General features: G+C 66.9%; 21 protein-coding genes. 12 read left to right on the top strand and 9 right to left on the bottom strand.

Translation table 11 applies throughout. The annotated features are described in order from the left end of the window. Positions 1-20: 20 nt before the first annotated feature. The gene (locus BN2156_RS03550) at positions 21-923 is read left to right on the top strand and encodes a LysR family transcriptional regulator (protein ID WP_090510282.1); all 903 of its coding nucleotides are present in this window, start codon (positions 21-23) and stop codon (positions 921-923) included. Here BN2156_RS03550 and BN2156_RS03545 read toward each other — a convergent pair. Beyond that, complete coding sequence (locus BN2156_RS03545) at positions 904-1,461, bottom strand: TetR/AcrR family transcriptional regulator (protein WP_235625200.1); 558 nt, start codon at positions 1,459-1,461, stop codon at positions 904-906. The two genes, BN2156_RS03550 and BN2156_RS03545, sit on opposite strands and share 20 nt — an antisense overlap. A 48-nt stretch (positions 1,462-1,509) precedes the next feature. Between BN2156_RS03545 and BN2156_RS03540 the strand changes: the two genes are divergently transcribed. Then, complete coding sequence (locus tag BN2156_RS03540; protein WP_090510280.1) at positions 1,510-2,694, top strand: DUF418 domain-containing protein; 1,185 nt, start codon at positions 1,510-1,512, stop codon at positions 2,692-2,694. On the opposite strand, the gene BN2156_RS03535 is transcribed toward BN2156_RS03540, so the two are convergent. Then, on the bottom strand, positions 2,682-3,179 hold the full coding sequence (locus BN2156_RS03535) for an adenosine-specific kinase (protein WP_090510278.1): 498 nt from the start codon (positions 3,177-3,179) through the stop codon (positions 2,682-2,684). The genes BN2156_RS03540 and BN2156_RS03535 overlap by 13 nt on opposite strands. Before the next feature lie 53 nt (positions 3,180-3,232). Next, complete coding sequence (gene arc / locus BN2156_RS03530) at positions 3,233-5,074, bottom strand: proteasome ATPase (RefSeq protein ID WP_090510275.1); 1,842 nt, start codon at positions 5,072-5,074, stop codon at positions 3,233-3,235. A gap of 145 nt (positions 5,075-5,219) precedes the next feature. On the opposite strand from arc, the gene BN2156_RS03525 reads away from it, so the two are divergent. The 3 genes from BN2156_RS03525 to BN2156_RS03515 are packed head-to-tail and all read left to right on the top strand — an operon-like array spanning position 5,220 to position 6,571. Next, positions 5,220-5,723: an MTB12 family secreted protein gene (locus BN2156_RS03525; RefSeq protein ID WP_090510273.1), complete on the top strand. Its 504-nt coding sequence runs from the start codon at positions 5,220-5,222 to the stop codon at positions 5,721-5,723. 8 nt (positions 5,724-5,731) lie between these two features. After that, positions 5,732-6,271 carry a lipoprotein LppK gene (locus tag BN2156_RS03520; protein WP_090510271.1) on the top strand — a complete coding sequence of 180 codons (540 nt, stop codon included), beginning with the start codon at positions 5,732-5,734 and terminating at the stop codon, positions 6,269-6,271. A gap of 6 nt (positions 6,272-6,277) precedes the next feature. Then, on the top strand, positions 6,278-6,571 hold the full coding sequence (locus BN2156_RS03515; RefSeq protein WP_090510268.1) for a DUF503 domain-containing protein: 294 nt from the start codon (positions 6,278-6,280) through the stop codon (positions 6,569-6,571). Positions 6,572-6,575: 4 nt separating this feature from the next. Here the strand turns inward: BN2156_RS03515 and BN2156_RS03510 are convergent, their stop codons facing one another. Continuing rightward, positions 6,576-7,454: a tRNA (adenine-N1)-methyltransferase gene (locus BN2156_RS03510; RefSeq protein WP_090510266.1), complete on the bottom strand. Its 879-nt coding sequence runs from the start codon at positions 7,452-7,454 to the stop codon at positions 6,576-6,578. An 86-nt stretch (positions 7,455-7,540) separates the two neighbouring features. Between BN2156_RS03510 and BN2156_RS03505 the strand changes: the two genes are divergently transcribed. From BN2156_RS03505 to BN2156_RS03480, 6 genes are all read left to right on the top strand, one after another. Continuing rightward, complete coding sequence (locus tag BN2156_RS03505; RefSeq protein ID WP_090510262.1) at positions 7,541-8,368, top strand: RecB family exonuclease; 828 nt, start codon at positions 7,541-7,543, stop codon at positions 8,366-8,368. Further along, positions 8,365-9,162 (top strand): thioesterase family protein, encoded by a 798-nt coding sequence (locus BN2156_RS03500; protein WP_090510260.1) that lies wholly within the window; start codon positions 8,365-8,367, stop codon positions 9,160-9,162. Before BN2156_RS03505 ends, BN2156_RS03500 begins: the two co-directional genes overlap by 4 nt. After that, positions 9,159-9,665: a DinB family protein gene (locus tag BN2156_RS03495; RefSeq protein ID WP_090510257.1), complete on the top strand. Its 507-nt coding sequence runs from the start codon at positions 9,159-9,161 to the stop codon at positions 9,663-9,665. Before BN2156_RS03500 ends, BN2156_RS03495 begins: the two co-directional genes overlap by 4 nt. Before the next feature lie 89 nt (positions 9,666-9,754). Next, a complete protein-coding gene (locus BN2156_RS03490; RefSeq protein WP_090510255.1) occupies positions 9,755-10,072 on the top strand; it encodes an ArsR/SmtB family transcription factor in 318 nt (105 codons plus the stop codon). Further along, positions 10,069-10,584: an SRPBCC family protein gene (locus tag BN2156_RS03485; protein WP_090510252.1), complete on the top strand. Its 516-nt coding sequence runs from the start codon at positions 10,069-10,071 to the stop codon at positions 10,582-10,584. Before BN2156_RS03490 ends, BN2156_RS03485 begins: the two co-directional genes overlap by 4 nt. Before the next feature lie 9 nt (positions 10,585-10,593). Continuing rightward, complete coding sequence (locus BN2156_RS03480) at positions 10,594-11,226, top strand: flavodoxin family protein (protein WP_210436568.1); 633 nt, start codon at positions 10,594-10,596, stop codon at positions 11,224-11,226. Here BN2156_RS03480 and BN2156_RS03475 read toward each other — a convergent pair. From BN2156_RS03475 to BN2156_RS03460, 4 genes are all read right to left on the bottom strand, one after another. Next, entirely contained in the window at positions 11,192-12,568 is a 1,377-nt protein-coding gene (locus BN2156_RS03475) for an FAD-containing oxidoreductase (protein ID WP_090510249.1), read from the bottom strand. The two genes, BN2156_RS03480 and BN2156_RS03475, sit on opposite strands and share 35 nt — an antisense overlap. 3 nt (positions 12,569-12,571) lie before the next feature. Then, on the bottom strand, positions 12,572-13,054 hold the full coding sequence (locus BN2156_RS03470) for a DUF4126 family protein (protein WP_090510246.1): 483 nt from the start codon (positions 13,052-13,054) through the stop codon (positions 12,572-12,574). A 67-nt stretch (positions 13,055-13,121) separates the two neighbouring features. Then, entirely contained in the window at positions 13,122-13,976 is an 855-nt protein-coding gene (gene hisG / locus BN2156_RS03465) for an ATP phosphoribosyltransferase (protein WP_090515419.1), read from the bottom strand. Positions 13,977-13,991: 15 nt separating this feature from the next. Continuing rightward, entirely contained in the window at positions 13,992-14,273 is a 282-nt protein-coding gene (locus tag BN2156_RS03460) for a phosphoribosyl-ATP diphosphatase (protein WP_090510244.1), read from the bottom strand. 37 nt (positions 14,274-14,310) lie between these two features. Between BN2156_RS03460 and BN2156_RS03455 the strand changes: the two genes are divergently transcribed. Next, a complete protein-coding gene (locus BN2156_RS03455; protein ID WP_090510241.1) occupies positions 14,311-14,787 on the top strand; it encodes a DUF7956 family protein in 477 nt (158 codons plus the stop codon). On the opposite strand, the gene BN2156_RS03450 is transcribed toward BN2156_RS03455, so the two are convergent. Continuing rightward, entirely contained in the window at positions 14,784-16,376 is a 1,593-nt protein-coding gene (locus BN2156_RS03450) for a sugar porter family MFS transporter (RefSeq protein WP_090510238.1), read from the bottom strand. The two genes, BN2156_RS03455 and BN2156_RS03450, sit on opposite strands and share 4 nt — an antisense overlap. Between the last annotated feature and the right edge of the window lie 12 nt (positions 16,377-16,388).

The raw sequence follows: 16,388 nt of genomic DNA, 5'->3' as shown, positions 1-16,388 counted from the left end.
ATTATATGTAGGATTACTTCATGGATGCCGGTCGCTTGCGGATGCTGCGTGAACTGGCCGACCACGGCACGGTCGCCGCGGTGGCCCAGGTGCTGTCCATGACCCCCTCCGCCGTTTCCCAGCAGCTGAAGATCCTGCAACGCGAGGCCGGCGTCACACTGATCGAACCCGACGGCAGACGAGTGCGCCTGACCGACGCCGGGCAGGTGCTGGTCGGCCACGCCGACGCCGTGTTGGCTGCCCTGGACCGCGCCCGCGCCGAGATGGACGCCTACCGCAGCACACCACGGGGCACCGTCAGCGTGTCATTCTTTCCGTCCGGGGCGGCAATGTTGCTGGCCCCGTTGCTTCTCCGGGCGGCTGAGCACGGGGTTCAGGTGCTCGGGCGCGACATCGACGTTCCGGCCGCTCAGGCACCGGCACAACTCGCGGACTTCGACGTGGTGGTGGTGCATCGCGACGAGCGCGACACATCCTCCTGGGGCCCGCGGTTCGAATCCACCGAACTGCTGAGGGAGCCACTGGACGTCGTCCTGCCGCCCGGGCACCGACTCGCGCGCCGCGATCACGTGCGTCTGGCCGATCTGGCCGACGAACCCTGGATTGGCGTCGAAGGCGGGTTGATGGTCGACGACGTGCTGAGCTCGCTTGCGATCCTGTCCGGTGTCCATCCGCGAATCACCCAGCGGATCAACGACTTCCGCGTGGTGGAGGAGCTGGTCCATGCCGGCGCCGGCATCGCCCTGATGCCCCGCTACGTGAGGCCGGCCCGCGATCTGGCGCGGTTGCCGATCACCGACATCACGGTGGCACGGCGGGTTGAGGCCGTCACCCGCACCGGTGCAGCCACCCGGCCCGCGGTTGCTGCCGTTCTGGAGGAGTTGCGCACGATCGCGGCGGACATCAGTTCAGCAACCGCCTGACATGTTCCCGGGCGATCCGCTCGGCCAGCGCGGGACTGACCCGGTCCGGCTCGACGGCCACCGAACAGGCCAGCCCGTCCAGCAGCGCCAGCAGTTCGACGGCGGCCTGCCGCGCATCTACTCCAGGGGCGGCGGCAGCGATCAGTTCGGCCAGCCATTGCGACATCCGGATCCAGTCCTGCCGGTGCCGGATCGCGGTCTGCTCGTCGACCGCGGCGCGGGCCAGCCGCAGGAGCCAGGCCACACTGATGTCGCGATCACCGGGGTCCGGGCACACCAGGGCCACGGCCATTGTCTCGAGCCGCTGCGCCGCGGTCATCTCCGCGGTCAGGCACTCCGCCAACCGGGCCAGGAACCGGGCCGAGGCGCGATCCATCGCACCGGCCAGCATCGCGTCCTTGGTCGGAAAGTGGTGTTGCACCGCACCAATCGAAACCTCGGCCAGGGCGGCGACTTTTCGGACCGAGACACCTTCGAAGCCTTCGGCCACCAGGACACGCAGCACCGCATCGGCCATCCGCTCGTAGGGCGTGCTCACGGCTTCAGCATAGGCGACCAATACGTTCGTATGGTAGCGTCCGCGAGCATGTCCTCGACCCGGCTGCAGTCTCTGGACGTCCTGCGCGGTATCGCGATCCTCGGCACGCTCGGCACCAACATCTGGATCTTCACCAATCCCGAGGGCCTGATCGGCTACGTCAACGGCCCGCCGGACTCACCGTGGCGACCCGTCGAGATCGCGCTGCAGGTCCTCGCCCAGGGCAAGTTCCTCGGCCTGCTCACCGTGATGTTCGGGATCGGCCTTGCCCTGCAACAACGTTCAGCGCTACGCGCCGGCCTGCGGTGGCCCGGCAGCTACCCGTGGCGGGCGATGTTGCTGCTCGTCGACGGCATCGTGCATTTCGTGTTGTTCACCGAGTTCGACGTTCTGACGGGCTATGCCATCACCGGCTGGATTGTGTCCTACCTGCTGGTGACCAGCCCGCGCGCACAGCGCCGGATCATCGCGTGCGCCGCGGTCGTGCACATCGCGATGCTGAGCGCTATCACCGTCATCCTGCTCAGCGCGGCCGGTGACACCGGTTCGTCCCGGCCACTCGACCCCAATCCCTATGCGGATGGCTCGTTCTGGGACCTGGTGGCGTTCCGGCTCGACCACGTGTTGTTGTTCCGGCTGGAGACACTACTCATCTTCCCGATGTCGATCGCCTTGTTCCTGCTGGGAGCCAGACTGTTTCACGCCGGTGTACTGGAGGCACATGGCGCCGTGTTGCGGCGACGGCTGATGTGGGTGGGGTTCGCGGTGGCCGCACCCCTCGACATCGCGCTGGAGGTCGCAGGCGGCGGCCCGGGATTGATCCTGGCCCGCTACGGCGTGGCGCCGTTCGTCTCGATGGGCATCCTGGCAGTGGTGGCCGAGTTCTATGCTCAGCGCCCAACACCCGGATGGACTGGACGCCGGTTGGCCGAGGTCGGCCGGATGGCGTTGTCCAGCTACGTGTTACAGAACGTGCTGGCATCGGCGATCTGCTACGGCTGGGGTTTCGGGCTGGCAGCCGCCACGCCGACGGCAGAACGCGTACCGGTCACGGTGGCGGTCTACCTGGTCGTGGTCGCGGTCGTGATGTGTTTCGCGCACCTGTGGCTACGCCGGTTCCGCCGGGGCCCGGTTGAGTGGCTGTGGAACTCCAGCTACCGGGCGTTGGCCGACCGCACCCGTGGCCCGCATCCGGCGCCACACGGCCGAGGCCTGACGCGTCAGAGTTTGTAACCGATCGCGCGCAACAGATCCCGTCGTGCCGTGACGTCATCCTCGGATTCGACACCCAGCGGCGACTCCCCGTCGATCACACCGGCGATGCCGCGGCCCAGTGGCGTGACGGCGACGACGACGTCGACCGGATTGGCGGTCGCGCAGTAGATCGAGCAGACCTCGGGCACGCCCTTGACCGGGTTGAGGACGTTCACCGGGAACCCGTCACGCAGGAAGATCACGAAGACGTGCCCGGCACCGATCGCCAGCGCATTGCCGACGGCCAACTCGACCAGCTCGGGGTCGTTGCCGCTGCGGCGCACCAGGCGCGGACCGGACGCCTCGCAGAAGGCCAGCCCGAACCGCAACGATGGGCTGACGCCGACCATGGCCTCGTGCAGGTCCTCCACCGTCTTGATGAAGTGCGCCTGCCCGATGACGACGTTGAGGTCGTCGGGCTTGTCGACGGACACCACGTCCCAGGACAGCGCCGGTGTGGTCACAGCTCCATGCTGCCACCGACGCCGCCTGGGCGGGTGCCGATTCGGCTACGCGCCTAGAGGTACTGGCCCAGGTTCGACTCGGTGTCGATCGCACGGCTGGCCGACGAACTCTTGCCGGTGACGAGCGTGCGGATGTAGACGATCCGTTCGCCCTTCTTGCCCGAGATACGGGCCCAGTCATCGGGATTGGTGGTGTTGGGCAGGTCCTCGTTCTCGGCGAACTCGTCGACGATCGAATCCAACAGGTGCTGGATGCGCAGACCGGGCTGACCGGTCTCCAGCACGCTCTTGATGGCGTTCTTCTTCGCCCGGTCGACGACGTTCTGGATCATGGCGCCGGAGTTGAAGTCCTTGAAGTACATGACTTCTTTGTCACCGTTGGCGTAGGTGACTTCCAGGAACCGGTTGTCGTCGATCTCGGCGTACATGCGGTCCACGACCTTCTCGATCATCGTCTTGATCGTCAAGGCGCGGTCGTCGCCGAACTCGGCGAGATCGTCGGCGTGGACCGGCAGGTCCTCGGTCAGGTACTTGCTGAAGATGTCCTGTGCCGACTCGGCGTCTGGCCGCTCGATCTTGATCTTGACGTCCAGGCGGCCGGGCCGCAGGATCGCCGGGTCGATCATGTCCTCGCGGTTGGAGGCGCCGATGACGATGACGTTCTCGAGCCCTTCCACACCGTCGATCTCCGAAAGCAACTGCGGCACAACGGTTGTCTCGACGTCGGAGCTGACGCCGGTGCCGCGGGTGCGGAAGATCGAGTCCATCTCGTCGAAGAACACGATCACCGGGGTGCCCTCGGACGCCTTCTCACGGGCGCGCTGGAAGATCAGCCGGATGTGACGCTCGGTCTCACCGACGAATTTGTTGAGCAGCTCGGGGCCCTTGATGTTGAGGAAGTAGCTCTTCGCCTCGCGGGCGTCGTCGCCACGAACCTCGGCCATCTTCTTGGCCAGCGAGTTCGCCACCGCCTTGGCGATCAGCGTCTTACCGCAACCGGGCGGACCGTAGAGCAGCACGCCCTTGGGCGGACGCAGCGAGTACTCGCGGTAGAGCTCCTTGTGCAGGAAGGGCAGCTCAACGGCATCGCGGATCTGCTCGATCTGGCGGCCTAGGCCACCGATGTCGTTGTAGCTGACATCGGGCACCTCTTCGAGCACCAGGTCCTCGACCTCGGCCTTGGGGATGCGCTCGAAGGCGTAGCCGGCCTTGGTGTCGACCAGCAGCGAATCGCCGGGGCGCAGCTTGCGCGGCCGGTTGTCGTCGAGCGCGCCCTCGTAGCCCTCGGGCAGGTCGGCGGCCGCGATCAGCGGCTCGGCCAGCCAGACGATGCGCTCCTCGTCGGCATGCCCGACCACCAGGGCCCGGTGACCGTCGGCCAGGATTTCACGCAACGTGCTGATCTCGCCGACCGATTCGAAGTTGCCTGCCTCGACCACGGTGAGCGCCTCGTTGAGGCGGACCGTCTGGCCCTGCTTGAGCGTGGCGGTCTCGATGTTGGGCGAGCAGGTGAGTCGCATCTTGCGGCCCGAGGTGAACACGTCGACGGTGTCGTCCTCGTGGGTGCCCAGCAGGACGCCGTAGCCGCTGGGCGGCTGGCCCAGCCGGTCGACCTCCTCGCGCAGGGCGAGCAGCTGCTGACGGGCTTCTTTGAGGGTGTCCATGAGCTTGGCATTGCGCGACGCGAGCGAGTCGATCCGCGCTTCGAGCTGGTGGACGTCGCGCGCACTGCGCAGTCCGCTCTGGGGCCCTACCGCGTTTTCCAGTTGCTCACGCAGAACCGCAGCCTCCCGGCGCAGCGATTCCAGCTCGGCGGCATCATCGCTGGACATGGGCTGCGAGAACCCCGCCGAGAAACTCTCGGCATGGCCCTCCGAACGCTCTGACTCACTCATATTGCGCTCCCTCCCGCACCGCAAGTTGGTGCAGTAACAACTTCAACGCTACCGGCGATTCAGCCATTGTGTGCGCTCTAGGAACTAGACACACCAGCACCACTGTTAGCCTCTAAGTTCAGTTGGTCCGATCGAAAGGACAGTCGTGACCCCGAAAACCCTCGTTACCGGCTTTATCACCGCAGCTGCAGCCGCCGCCGTGGTGGGCGGAGCAGCGGCGGGTGTGACTTCTATTGCATCCAGCGGCATGTCGGCCACCCCGGCCATCCAGCCGGTTGTGTTCGGCGCGCCGATGCCGGCCACGCCTGCACCGGACCTGGCGACGCCGCTGGTGCAGACGCTGCAGGCACTCGCCAGTGGTGGCTCGTTCAGCGGCAAGGCCCCCTACATCCAGGGCGGTATCGGTCGCATCGAGAGCATCGCGGCGGACCGCGCCTACAACCGGGCCGCGGCTGAAGGGAAGTTCCCGCTCACCTTCAACATCGCCAACATCGACGACCAGGGCGGCGTGGCGTATGCCGATGTCACCGCCACCTCGGCCACCGGCGGCACCGCCACCCAGAACATCCAGTTCGTGGCGGGCCCGAGCCCGACCGGCTGGCAGATCTCCAAGGGATCGGCCATGGCCTTGCTGTCCTCTGTCGGCTGAGTAGGTAATTGAACCGCAGCCGTATCGCAGTCCTGGGTGCCGCCACGATCGTGGCGGCACTTGGGCTCTGTGGGTGTAGCAGCGCGGATCACCCGGCGAAGACCGCGCACCCGACCACGAGCGCGCTGACCACGGCGCCGGAGACACCACCGGCCGCGCCGCTGCCCGCCCCCGAAGCGCTGACCGGCGTGCTGGACCGCCTGGCCGACGTCAACGTTCCCGGTGCGGACAAGGTGGGCCTGGTCGAACAGGGCACCGCCGATGACGCGGCCGCGCTGGACAAGTTCGGCCGCGCCCTGGTCGACAACGGATTCACCCCGCTGGCCTTCGAGGCCACCGATCTGGCTTGGGCCCAGAACGAGCCGACCAACGTCGTGGCGACCATCAAGGTCACCGCTGGCGGCGAGGAGTCGGCCCGCAACTTCAGCTTCCCGATGGAATTCACCCCGCAGGGCGACGGCTGGCAGCTGACCCGGCACACCGCCGATCTGCTGCTCGTCATGGGATCGGCGGCGGGTTCATCGAATGCCCCGACGCCACCCCGCTGAGCCGCCATGTGGATCGGCTGGCTGGAGTTCGACGTGCTGCTCGGTGATGTGCACTCGCTCAAGCAGAAGCGCTCCGTGATCCGCCCGGTCATCGCCGAGCTGCACCGCAGGCTCGCGGTGTCGGCGGCCGAGACCGGCACCCAGGATCTGCACCGCCGCGCCGGCCTCGGCGTGGCTCTGGTGGGCGCCGACCGGGCCCACGTCGTCCAGGTGCTCGACGCCGCCGAACGGTTGGTCGCGAACCGCCCCGAAATCGAACTGCTCTCGGCCCGAAGGGGCCTACACCGCAGCGACGATTAGGACCTCAGGCGCCCGACTCGGGCTCGACGGCCTTCTGAGACTCGACGGCGATCTGCCGCTTCTTGCGCAGCGGGACCGGCGCCACCGCACCGGGAGCCAATTTGCGCGCACTGACCAGGAAGGCGGTGTGACCGCGCATGTTGTGTTCCGGGCGTACCGCCAGACCCACCACGTGCCAGCCGCGCTGCATGCTCTCCCAAGCCCGCGGCTCGGTCCAGCACTGCTGCTCGCGAAGCGCCTCCACGACCCGCGACAGCTGCGTGACGGTGGCGACATAGACCATCAGCACACCACCGGCGACCAGCGCCCGAGAGACCGCGGGCAGCACGTCCCAGGGCGACAGCATGTCCAGCACCACGCGGTCCATCTCGGGCCCGTCGTAGTCGGCGAGGTCGCCGATCACCAGGTCCCAATTCTGCGGGCGCTCACCGAAGAACGTGATGACGTTCTTCTCCGCGGTCGGGGCGTGGTCGTCGCGGATCTCGTAGGACGTGACGCGTCCCTCCGGGCCGACCGCGCGCAGCAGCGAGCAGGTCAGCGCACCGGAGCCGGCGCCGGCCTCCAGCACCCGGGCACCGGGAAAGATGTCGCCCTCGTGCACGATCTGGGCGGCGTCCTTGGGGTAGATCACCTGGGCGCCGCGCGGCATCGACATCACGTAATCGACCAGCAGCGGCCGCAGCACCAGGAACTGGTCGCCGTTGGTGGATTTGATCACGCTGCCTTCGGGCAGTCCGATCACGTTGTCGAAGGCGATGATCCCGCGATGGGTGTGGAACTCACCGCCGGGATTGAGCACCATCGTGTAGCGCCGGCCCTTGGCGTCGGTGAGTTGCACTCGGTCGCCAACGGCAAACGGTCCGGTCGGTCTCTTCCCTGCCACGGACGTCCAGCCTGCCAGTACCCGCGCCAAGGCTGGTGCCCGGGGTTCCGCAAGTTTTGTCGGAGCCCGGTCCTAGGCTTACGGGTGTGAGCGAAGAACCGGCCCCGACGCCGCGCCGCCCGGCGCTGTCGCCGTCGCGAGCCGGTGATTTCAAGCAATGCCCGCTGCTCTACCGGTTCCGCGCCATCGACCGGCTCCCCGAACCGCGGTCCACTGCCCAGCTGCGTGGTTCTCTGGTGCACGCCGCGTTGGAGCAGCTCTACGGCCTGCCCGCGGCCGAACGGGTGCATGACACCGCGCTGACGCTCGTCGAGCCGGCGTGGGAGCAGGTGGTGGCCGCCGAGCCGGAGCTGGCCGAGACCGAATTCCCGGCCAGGTTGCTCGCCGAGGCCCGCGCACTGTTGTCGGGGTACTACCGCCTGGAAGATCCGACGCGGTTCGATCCGGAGTGCTGCGAGCACCGCCTCGAGGTCGAGCTGGCCGACGGCACGCTGCTGCGTGGCTTCGTCGACCGGATCGACGTCGCCCCGACGGGCGAACTGCGCGTCGTCGACTACAAGACCGGCAAGGCCCCGCCCGAGGCGCGGGCACAGGCCGAGTTCAAGGCGATGTTCCAGATGAAGTTCTATGCCGTGGCGCTGCTGCGCTCGCGTGAGGTGATGCCGTCGCGGCTTCGGCTGTTGTACCTGGCCGACGGGCAGGTGCTCGACTACTCCCCCACCCATGACGAGTTGCTGCGGTTCGAGCGCACCCTGATGGCGATCTGGAAGGCCATCCAGGTGGCCGGGGCGACAGGAGACTTCCGTCCCAATCCGTCGAAATTGTGCTCGTGGTGCGCACATCAGAGTTTGTGTCCGGCGTTCGGTGGCACCCCGCCGCCGTATCCCGGGTGGCCAGAAACAGGAGCTGCATGATCGGGTGTCACTACCATCGGCTCGGTTCCGATGGTGAGTACCAGCTGTTCGAATCCACTGCCGATACCCGGAGCAACTGGGATCCGGCGATTCAGCACGGTTCGCCGCCGCTGGCGCTGCTGACCAAGGCGATCGAGGACTTGACCGCCGACTCCGGCCTGCGGGTCGGCCGGCTGACGCTCGACATCCTGGGCGCGATTCCCGTTGCCCCGGTGCGAGTTCGGGCCTGGGTGGACCGGCCCGGGTCACGCATCTCGATGGTCGCCTCCGAAATGGAGGCCGCGCGCCCCGACGGTTCCTGGCGTGCGGTGGCGCGGGTGACGGCCTGGCTGCTGGCCCCCAGCGACACCAGCGATGTGGCCACCGACCGCTTCGCCCCCTTGGTGGAGGGTGAGGCCGCCGACGTGGCACACAACTGGGAGGGCGCACCGGGCTATCTGGAAAGCGTGTCCTGGCGCCGGCAACGTACCGCCGAGGGTGAGGCCGCCGTAGCGTGGATGAGTCCGTTGACGCCGGTGGTCGATGACGAGGAGACGACGGCGCTGCAGCGCCTGGCGCTCGTGGTGGATTCGGCCAACGGTATCGGTGCGGCGCTGGATCCCGAGAAGTTCATCTTCATGAACACCGACACCGCCGTGCATCTGCACCGGTTGCCGGAAGGCTCGGACTTCGCGGTGCGGGCCCGCGGCTCCATCGGACCTGACGGCGTGGGTGCGACGACCGCGGAAATCTTTGACCGCAAAGGGTTTATCGGCACCTCTGCCCAGACGCTGCTGGTGATGCGGGTGCCGTGATCGCCGAGCTACGCCGCCAATTCGAGCTGGCCTGGACGCTGACCGATCTGCATCTGTCAGCGCTGTCGGACGAGGATCACCTGTGGGAGCCCGGACCGTTGGTCTGGACGGTGCGCCAGGACGCAACGGGTCGATGGCGGCCGGACTGGGCTGACACCGAACCCGACCCGATTCCGGTTCCGACCATCGGCTGGCTCACCTGGCACATGATCTTCTGGTGGTCGAGCGCCCTGGCGCACGTCGACGGTCAGACGCCACCGGAACCGACCGATGTCGACTGGCCCGGTCCCGCCGGCGCGGTGCAGCGGATCAGGATCCTCGGCGCCCGCTGGAGTGGGTTGCTGCAGTCGTTGACCGACACCGATCTTGTTGCCCCCGCGACGTTTCCGTGGGGGCCGGACTCCGGCCGGTCACTGGCCGACATGGTGTTGTGGCTCAACGTCGAACTGACGAAGAACGCCGCCGAGATCGGGCAATTGCGCCTGCTGCGCGCTGCACGCTGATCTCTTCGCCCGGCATCTTCCGATGGCCCCGTCCGCCAGCGCTCGTATATGCACTTGCGTCTATATAGACGTGGTGCAATACTCAAGGCATGGACGTGTTCGAGGCAGTCGCCGAACCCAGTCGCCGCGCATTGCTCGATGCCCTCGTCGACGGTGAGCGCACCGCAGGCGAACTGGTCGCCACCTTGCCGGGACTCACCCAGCCCACGGTGTCACGGCACCTGCGGGTACTGCGAGAGGTCGGCCTGGTCGAGGTACGGCCCGACGCGCAGCGCCGCATCTACGCGTTGCGCGCCGACGGCCTGATGCAGATCGACGAGTGGATCGAGCGGTACCGCCGCTACTGGACAGATCACCTCGACGCCCTGGAACGCCATCTCAAAGCGACCCACAAGGAGACGAAATGACCAGCCGCGAAGGAAAACTCACGGTCGAGGGTGACCGGGCCGCGCTGAACTTCGAGCGGCGCCTTCCCTATCCCGTCGACGCCGTGTGGGTCGCCATCACCGACCCCGCACAGCGCAATCAGTGGATGGGCGAAACGACGATCGAGGCCCGCGAAGGCGGAACGATCGAGATGATCCCGCACTCTCCGCCGATCCCGGCGCAACAGAAGAAGATGACCGGACGGATCCGGGTGTGGGACCCGCCGCGGGTATTCGAGCACGAGTGGAACCAGGCGGTCCTGTCCGCGCCCGAAGCCGGCGTCGTACGTTACGAACTCATCCCAGACGGTGACGGCACCCTGCTCCGGTTCACCCACCGCGGCCTGACGGTCTCCGACGGCCAGGGCTTCCAACCCGGCACCCACGCCTACCTGGACCGGCTGGAAGCACATCTCGGCGGACAGCCCCTGCCCGACTGGGCCCAGCGTTACAAGGAAGTCGCCCAAACCCTCGGCACCCAGTGGACCCCCTAGGAGGAAGACATGTCCCACAACGGAATTGACGTCGCCGCCCCCACCGTCGCGGTGGTTTACCACTCCGGGTTCGGCCACACGGCATCCCTGGCCGAGGCGGTCGCGGCCGGAGCCGGTGACGCCGGCGCCGATGTCACCGTGATGCACGTCGAGACCATGACCGATGACGACTGGAACCTGCTGGACCACGTCGACGCCATGATCTTCGGCAGTCCCACCTACATGGGCAACGTGTCGGCGGGATTTCAGGCCTTCGCCGAGAAGACCGGCCGACGGTGTATGGAAGGCACCTGGCGCGACAAGGTGGCGGCCGGGTTCACGAACTCCGGCGGGAAGAGCGGCGACAAGCTCAACACGCTGAGTTCATTGGCGGTCTTCGCCGCCCAGCACCATATGCATTGGGTGAACCTGGGTTTGAGCACCGGCTGGAACAGCTCGTTCAGCAGCGAGGACGACCTCAACCGGCTCGGCTTCTTCCTGGGGGCCGGCGCCCAGACCAACGTGGACGCCAACCCCGACCAGGTGCACCCTGCCGATGTGAGCACGTGCCGCCACCTCGGGCATCGCGTCGCGCTGGTGACACGTCAGCTCAACATCGGCCGCACCGTCAGTCCAGCGGTTTCAGCTCCTGCAGCATCGTAGGCACCAACTCACTGACGGTGGGGTGGATGTGCATGGTGCGCGAGATCGCGGTGTAGGGCAGCTTGGCCGTCATCACGTCGATGACGGCGTGCACCACCTCGTCGCCGCCGACTCCCAGGATCGCCACCCCGAGAATCTCCTCGGTCTCGGCATCCACCACCACCTTCATGAAACCCTGGGTCTCACCCTTCTCGACCGCGCGGCCGACCCGGGTCATCGGACGCTTGCCCACCAACGCTTTTCGGCCGGATGCCCGTACCTGATCGACGGTCATCCCGGCGCGGCCCAGCGGCGGATCGATGTAGAGCGCGTAGGACGTGACCCGGTCACTCACCCGGCGGGGGTCGTCGTCGAGCAGATTGGCGGCGACGATCTCGAAGTCGTTGTAGGACGTGTGGGTGAACGCGCCCTTGCCGTTGCAGTCCCCCATCGCCCAGATGTGGTCGACGGTGGTGCGCAGCTGATCGTCGACGACGATGTAGCCGCGCTTGTCGGTCTGCACGCCGGCCTGCTCCAGGCCGAGATCGTCGGTGTTGGGGGCGCGCCCCACCGCGAGCAGCAGGTGCGTACCCTCGATTGGATCCGCGCCGTCGCGGGGTGTCACCTCGAAACCACTGTCCCGCTTGGAAAACCGGATAGCGGTGGCATTGAGCACCACGTCGATGCCCTCTGCCTCCAGGATGTCCTTGATGGTCGCCGAGACGTCCTCGTCCTCACGGGAAGTCAGGCGGGGTCCCTTCTCGATCACCGTGACACGGGCACCGAAGCGCCGGTACATCTGCGCGAACTCCAGCGCGATGTAGCTACCGCCCACGATCACCAGGTGTTCGGGTAGCCGGTCGAGGTCGAGGATGCCGACGTTGGTCAGATAGTCGATCCCGTCCAGTCCGGGAAAATCCGGAACCACGGCCCGCCCACCGACATTGAGGAAGATCCGCTCGGCCCGCAGCAGTTGGCCGTCGACGTCGACCGTGTGCGGATCGATGAACCGGGCGTGGCCACGGATGAGCACCGCGCCGTTCATCGCCTCAAGCCAATCCTCCACGCCGCGGCGGTCGGCCAGCATGATCGAGTCCTTGCGGGCCTTGACCTTGGCCATGTCGATGTCGATGTCGCCTGTGCCGATGCCGAAATCGGCGCCGCGCCGCGCGAGATGGGCGGCATGCGCACTGGCCACAAGGGTTTTCGTCGGGATGCAGCCGTAGTTGACGCACGTGCCGCCGACCAGCTTGCGTTCGATCACCGCGACGGTCTGCCCCGCCGCGGTCAACCGGCCCGCCAGCGGCGGCCCGGCCTGTCCCGCGCCGATGACGATTGCGTCGAAACTCTGCGCGGGCGCCATGGGCTACAGAACGGCGGTCAGGGCAGCGACAGCGAAACCGCCGAGTACGGCGACCGCGTCCTCGAACAATGCGACCGGGAGGTCATGACCGTCGTTGCGGCTGACCAGACGCTTGCGCGCCTCGTAACCGCCGAGCGTTCCGAGCACCGCACCGACGAGACCGGCACCGAGCGCGGTGAAGGTGAAGCCCCATGCGGTGCCGATCACCGCACCGGCGAAGGCTCCGGTGATCAGGCGGGCGATGAACTGCACCGGCGTCTTGCGGCTGGGGGTCTTCGGCAGCTGGTCGGTAACCAACTCCACCACAGCGAGAATGGTCAGCACGGTGACCGTGACCGGATGCGCCAACCACTGCACCCAGGTGCCGTCGAGGTTGATCCAGTTCAGTGCGGCGGCCCAGGCCACCGCGGCCGGAGCGGTGAACGCTCGCAGTCCGGCGACCACGCCGATGAGCAGAGCCAACAACAGAACCAGAAAATGCGTCACGGCAACCTCCGGGGGCCTGGAATTGTCCCCCGGACGCTAACACGCAAGATGCCGCGGCACCCGCTGATCAGAAACGGCAGAACCGAATATCCGATGCGAGTATCGCTTTCGCGCCGATCGCGGCGATCTCATCCATGATGGCGTTGACGTCGCGGCGCGGCACCAAGGCCCGTACCGCGACCCAGTCCGGATCCGCCAGCGGTGCGATGGTCGGCGACTCCAGGCCCGGAGTCACCGCGGTGGCCTGATCCAAAACCGCACGCGGGCAATCGTAATCCAGCATCAGGTACTGCTGGCCGAACACCACGCCCTGCACGCGCGCCGTGAGCTGATCACGCGCGGAGGCATTGCCGTCGCCCTCGGCTCCGTCACGTTCGATCAGCACCGCCTCCGAGTCGCACAGCGGCGCACCGAATGCCACCAGGCCGTGCAGTCCCAGGGTGCGGCCCGAGCCGACCACGTCGGCGATCACGTCGGCAACCCCGAGCTGAATGGAGATCTCGACGGCGCCGTCGAGCCGGATCACCGAAGCCTCGATGCCCTGTGCCGCAAGGTCCTTGCGAACCAGGTTGGGGAACGAGGTGGCGATGCGCTTGCCGGCCAGGTCCTGCGGGCTCCAGTCCCGGCCGGCCGGACCGGCGTAACGGAAGGTGGAGTTGCCGAAGCCCAGCGACAGGCGCTCCCGCACCGGGGCGTCGGAATCGGCGGCCAGATCACGTCCGGTGATACCGAGGTCGAGCTGACCCGAACCCACGTAGATCGCGATGTCCTTGGGCCGCAGGAAGAAGAATTCGACGTTGTTGACCGGATCGACGACGGTCAGGTCCTTGGGGTCGCGCCGACGCCGGTAGCCGGCCTCGGCCAGGATCTCGGCGGCCGATTCGCTGAGCGAGCCCTTGTTGGGCACCGCGACGCGCAACATCTGATCAGCCACGGCTCACAACTTCCGGTAGACGTCATCGAGGGTGAGTCCCCGGGAGATCAACAGCACCTGGGTCCAGTACAGCAACTGGCTGACCTCCTCGGCCAGCGACTCGTCGCTTTCGTGCTCGGCCGCCAGCCACACCTCGCCGGCTTCCTCAAGGATCTTCTTGCCGAGCCCATGGATGCCGGCGTCAAGGGCGGCGACCGTGCCGCTACCGGCAGGTCTGGTGCGCGCTTTGTCGCTGAGTTCGGCGAACAGGGCCTCGAAGGTCTTCACAGGCATGAATTGTTTCATGCTCGGTGGAGGGCCAAATGTGGGGTGCAATAGGAGGGTGAGCGAACCTGTCGGCGACGAGCTGCGGACCTACACTGCCCGGGTCACGGCGATCCGCGCGATCCTGTCCCGACACCTGACCATGGACGGCCTGGTCCAGAACAACCGCGTGGCCAACCCGATCCGTCCGCTCGATTGCCTGTCCGCGTCGTGGGGCGCCGACGCGGCCTCGTCCCCGACCCTCACCGTGTCGATCCACCCGGTCGACGACTTCGCCGCCGAGGTCGAGGAGCTGCGCTACGGCGCCGACCTCACGCGGGGAACCTACGAGCTCAACCGCTCCCAACCCGGCGAGTTCGCCCTTGTACAGGTGCAACTGTCCAGCGTGTGGGTGGTCGTGGGGCACTGTGAGGTCTATCTGGCCCACCGGGACATCGAGCCGGAGAAACTGGTCGAGGCAGCCGTCGACATCGCCCGCAGCATCGGCGCGGCCCCGTATCGCGACGACTACGAACCCCCGCCGGAGCCGCGCTAGGCGCTCATCGCCTCGGCGTGCATGTCCTCGAGGTGTTTGCCCTTGGTTTCCTGGACCCACTTCCAGACGAAGATCAACGACAGCAGCGCGCACAGTGCGTAGAAGCCGTACGCCACACCCAACACGTTCCGCAATTCGGGGAACGACACGGTGATCAGCCAGTTGGCCACCCACTGCCCTGCCGCCGCCAGGCCCAACGCCGCGGCCCGGATCCGGTTGGGGAACATCTCCCCCAGTAGCACCCACACCACCGGGCCCCACGACATGCCGAACGCCACCACGAACAGGTTGGCCGCGACCAGCGCGATCGGCCCGGCCACACCGTTCAGTTGGGGCTGACCGTCGACCTGCGGGGCGGTTCCGAAGATCACGGCCATGGTCCCCAGGGTGAGCGCCATGCCGGTGGAGCCGATGAGCAGCAGCGGCTTGCGCCCGATCCTGTCGATCAGCGCGATCGCGATCAGCGTGGTGACGATGTTGGTCACCGATGTGATCACGGTGATGGTGAACGCCTGACTCTCCTCGAATCCGACGGCCTCCCACAACACATTCGAGTAGTAGAAGATCACGTTGATGCCGACGAACTGCTGGAATATGGACAGCCCCAAGCCAACCCAGACGATGCCGTACAGCCCGCTGACCAAGGCCGCCCCGATACCGAGTGCGGCGAAGACGACAGCCAGCAGCCACCATCCGAGCGAGACCGATCCGACGGCCAGGATGATGAACAGCAGCAGCAGCCACCAGACATAGCGGCGTACCCACGCGGTGAACCCGCCGGTGAGGTCGCGTGGCTTGAGCAGGTCCTGCCACGACGGTGGCTTCTCGGACTTCAGCGAGTCCTCGATCCGGTGGATGGTGATCTCGAGGTTCTTCTCACCGAGCAGCATGGAGAGAACCTTGCGTGCCTCCGGAATACGGAACTTGGCGACCAGGTACCGGGGCGACTCCGGGATGGTGTAGGCCAGCAGGCCGTACACCAGGGCCGGTATGGCCATCACCAGGAACATCCACCGCCAGGCAGCAAGCCCGAACCACAGTTCTTCGCGGGAGCCACCGGCCAGATGAGCAAGCAGATAGTCGACCGACAGGGACAGGAAGATTCCGGTCACGATCGCCAACTGCTGTAGTGAGCCGAGTCGCCCGCGGATGCGCGGCGGTGCAGTCTCGGCAATGTAAGTGGGCGCGATGACGGAGGCCACCCCGACGCCAAGGCCTCCGATGATGCGGAAGATCACCACCAGCCAGATATGTGTGGCAACGGCGGTACCGATCGCGCTGATGAAGAACAGCAACGCCGCGAGCTTCATGACCGACCGCCGGCCGATCCGGTCGGCCAGCTGCCCTGCCGTCAACGCGCCCACCGCGGCTCCCAGCAACGCCGAGGCCACCGCGGAACCCAGAACGACGTTGTTGATCTGGAATTCGTCCTGCAGGGCGGCGACCGCCCCGTTGATCACGGCACTGTCATAACCGAAAAGCAAGCCGCCCAACGCTGCCACCGAAGCGATCCGGACCACCTTGCCGCTGTGCTCGGATTCCTCGTAATCCAGGTCTGATGCAGGATCGCCGACCGGTCCGTGAGTCATGGGACGCCCTTC

Source organism: Mycolicibacterium neworleansense, assembly GCF_001245615.1.
GTDB lineage: Bacteria > Actinomycetota > Actinomycetes > Mycobacteriales > Mycobacteriaceae > Mycobacterium > Mycobacterium neworleansense.
Note: the sequence above shows the minus strand (reverse complement) of the source record. Positions and strands in the feature narration are given on the sequence as shown.